The sequence below is a fragment of the Bacillus sp. G1(2015b) genome (assembly GCF_001482475.1).
In the GTDB taxonomy this organism is placed as follows: Bacteria; Bacillota; Bacilli; order Bacillales; family Bacillaceae; genus Bacillus; species Bacillus safensis.
Map to the genome: position 1 here is coordinate 1 of NZ_LKIC01000014.1, position 2,878 is coordinate 2,878.

Below are 2,878 nucleotides of genomic sequence, written 5' to 3' on the forward strand. Positions count from 1 at the left end.
CTCGCCCTTCCTAGACTGCAAAGGTTTTCTAACACGCTGAAAAGAAGACAAAGGGCTAAAATAAAAACCATTTTAGCCCTTTGTCAGCAATCTAAAAAACGCCCTTTTCATAGGGCGTTTTTTGATGTTTATTTTGAAATCAATTCACGAATTTTTTCTTCAATAGGTGTTAACGGCCGGCCTAGTAATGTTTCGAAATCTTGGCTTTCGACAGCTAATGCACCATCGCGAATGCCGCTTTGAATGGCTTTGACAAATGGCACTGCTTCTTTTGGTACACCATTTGAAGCTAAAAATTCTCCAAATGTATCTACATCTATTTTTTCTACTTTGATTTCTTTTCCGCTCACCTTGCTGACAATTTGTGCAAGCTCACTATGTGTCCGAAGCGGGCCTGACAGTTCATATATCTCCTGATCATGTACTGGAAGTGTTAACGCATTTGCTGCCGCTTCTGCGTAGTCATTTCTTGTTGCCCAGCCAACCTTTCCTTCGCCAATAGGGCTTAAAAATGGTGCGCCGCTGACTGACGCCAGAATCGTATCTTTTTCGTTTTCAACATACCAGTTGTTTCTTAAAAATACATGAGGAATGCCAGAGGCCAAAATGGCTTCTTCTGTTTTGGCATGGTCATTTGCAAGGACAAGCTGACTCTCTCTTGCATTGACAACACTTGTATAAGCAATAAAACTCACATTTGCTGCTTTTGCCGCTTCGATTGCCGCTTTATGCTGCTGCACGCGGTCTCCATCCGCCGTTGAAATAATCAACAGACGGTCAATGCCCTCAAATGCTGATGTCAGGGTGTCTGGCTGAGTAAAATCTCCACGGCGTACATCCACCCCAGCATCCTTCAAATGTGCTGCTTTTTGCGGATTTCGAACACTGACTGCAATTTGTTCAGCCGGTACTTTTGTAAGCAAATGCTTGACGACGAGCGATCCAAGTTGTCCCGTTGCGCCTGTTACTAATAATTTCATTTGTTGACCTCCTCATTTTTCGTTCAACGGTGATGTGCATTCGTTATAATCGAAATGGTTACAACAAAGGTGTAAAAAAGCTCTAATGTACGAGCTTTTTTATTCCGCCTCTGTTAATAATTGCTGAATTGTCACTTGCTTTAGGTGATTCTCAAGTGCAGCTTGTGCTTCTTTTAGTTCATGCCGAAGTCTCGTGTCCATCGCTTGACCAATCGGGCATGCGATGACGGGCTGATGAAAGTTAAACAATTCTTCATCCTCGCTTACATCCACAGCACGATACACATCTAACAGCGTAATATCTTCAGCTGCTCTTTTTAAATAAGCACCGCCTACTCCGCGGCGAATCTCAATGAGACCCGCCCGTTTGAGCATTGCCATCATTTTTCGAACAATGGCTGGATTTGAATTCACGCTCTCTGCAATAAAATCACTAGTACACTCTTTTGGAACACCTGCAATAAATGACACAATATGAACAGCAATCGGATACCTGCTGCTAATTTGTTTCACAATCTTTCACCACCGTTGTAATCAATATAGTTACAATAAGTGATTTTGTCAATCAATAAACGGATTTTTCTTTCGTTCCCAATCCTCATACGTCATGATATCGTAGTCTTCTCCTGTATCAAGTTCAACTGGAGCAATGCATTCAAGCAGATTCTCATCTGGGTCAAGAAAATAGATCGCTGCATGAAATTGCGGCGGATTATCGAGAACTAAAGGCTGCTTTTCTTCTGAAAAACCAAACATTGGGTGAATGCTGATGCCTCTTTCGATCAGCCAAGTCTTGATCTGTTCGATACTAGACGTTGTAATTTGAAAGGCAACGTGCCGAGTCGCTGGATGGTATGGAAAGTCATTTATATCTACTTTCCACAGGCCAAGCCAGCTCTTTCCTTTCTCAATCCATAAAAAAGCAACTCGTTCATTTTCATGAGCAAGTGTCAATTCCAATTTTTCATAAAACGCAATAGATGCCTTCAAGTCACTCACAGGTAAATGTGCTTCATATAAACCTTTCATCATCATCAAAATCACTCCTTTTCTACCTTCTATTCTGCAGGAGTTGATGATATTCTGCCTCAGCAAAACGATGTATTTTATCCCTAACATTAGTTTGAGAGACATCGTATGTTTGACCCTTTGCAGATGGGGGAAGGTGTTCAAATAAAATAACAGAAAGGAGCGGTTCATATGCCTTGGACGATGAACGATTATCCAGCTTCATTTCAATCATTAGACAACGTCATTCGAAAAAAAGCGCTTGAGATTGCCAATAAAATGATACAGGAAGGCTATGAGGAAAATAGAGCCATTCCCATTGCAATCAGTCAAGCGAAAGAGTGGAAAAAGAACGCAACGGAGAAAGAGGTAGAAAATTTCTCATCTCATGGTTCTGTCAAACCTTCTGAGGGCAGCAGCTCCGCAAGACCAGAGCTCATGGATCATGCGCAGCATGTAGTGAAGCACACGGAAGGCTGGGCGATTCAAACAGAGAAAGCGAAACGAGCAAGTGAGGTCAAAGAAACAAAACAAGAAGCAATTGACCGGGCAAAGGAGATTTCAGCTAATAAAGGAACATCCGTTGTCATTCACCGAAAAGATGGGACGATTCAGGACGTGTTAAAGCCGCAATAAGACCGCTCGTCAGCGGTCTTAGCGTGTAGACAAACCCTCGCATTCGGTGTCAGTCCTGCGTGCCGGTGCTCACGAATGTTAAATTCGCTCCGCTCCGGTACTCGTTTCTTCCTAGACTGCAAAGGTTTTCTATCACGCTGAAGGAAAACAAAAGGCTAAAATAAAGATCATTTTAGTCTTTTGTCAACAATGCAAAATACCTACTAAGAATAGACCGATTCCAAGACCAAAAGTTTTCAAGTCGGCTGTTCCTG

Annotated in this window: 4 protein-coding genes; 1 reads left to right on the top strand and 3 read right to left on the bottom strand. The window is 42.3% G+C overall.

What is annotated here, in order from left to right; all coding sequences use genetic code 11:
- Positions 1-128: 128 nt before the first annotated feature.
- From AMR95_RS09780 to AMR95_RS09790, 3 genes are all read right to left on the bottom strand, one after another.
- On the bottom strand, positions 129-980 hold the full coding sequence (locus AMR95_RS09780; RefSeq protein WP_039178862.1) for an SDR family oxidoreductase: 852 nt from the start codon (positions 978-980) through the stop codon (positions 129-131).
- A gap of 99 nt (positions 981-1,079) precedes the next feature.
- Positions 1,080-1,493 (bottom strand): Rrf2 family transcriptional regulator, encoded by a 414-nt coding sequence (locus AMR95_RS09785; RefSeq protein WP_041109186.1) that lies wholly within the window; start codon positions 1,491-1,493, stop codon positions 1,080-1,082.
- Between the two features lie 48 nt (positions 1,494-1,541).
- Positions 1,542-2,015 carry a VOC family protein gene (locus AMR95_RS09790; RefSeq protein WP_058838211.1) on the bottom strand — a complete coding sequence of 158 codons (474 nt, stop codon included), beginning with the start codon at positions 2,013-2,015 and terminating at the stop codon, positions 1,542-1,544.
- Positions 2,016-2,180: 165 nt separating this feature from the next.
- Here AMR95_RS09790 and AMR95_RS09795 point away from each other — a divergent pair, with 165 nt between their 5' ends.
- A complete protein-coding gene (locus AMR95_RS09795) occupies positions 2,181-2,624 on the top strand; it encodes a DUF2188 domain-containing protein (RefSeq protein WP_058838212.1) in 444 nt (147 codons plus the stop codon).
- Positions 2,625-2,878 lie beyond the last annotated feature (254 nt).

Bases quoted from the DNA above. Each gene is read 5' to 3' on its own strand.
- AMR95_RS09795 (WP_058838212.1), top strand. From the start codon at position 2,181: ATGCCTTGGACGATGAACGATTATCCAGCTTCATTTCAATCATTAGAC.
- AMR95_RS09790 (WP_058838211.1), bottom strand. From the start codon at position 2,015: ATGATGATGAAAGGTTTATATGAAGCACATTTACCTGTGAGTGACTTG.
- AMR95_RS09780 (WP_039178862.1), bottom strand. From the start codon at position 980: ATGAAATTATTAGTAACAGGCGCAACGGGACAACTTGGATCGCTCGTC.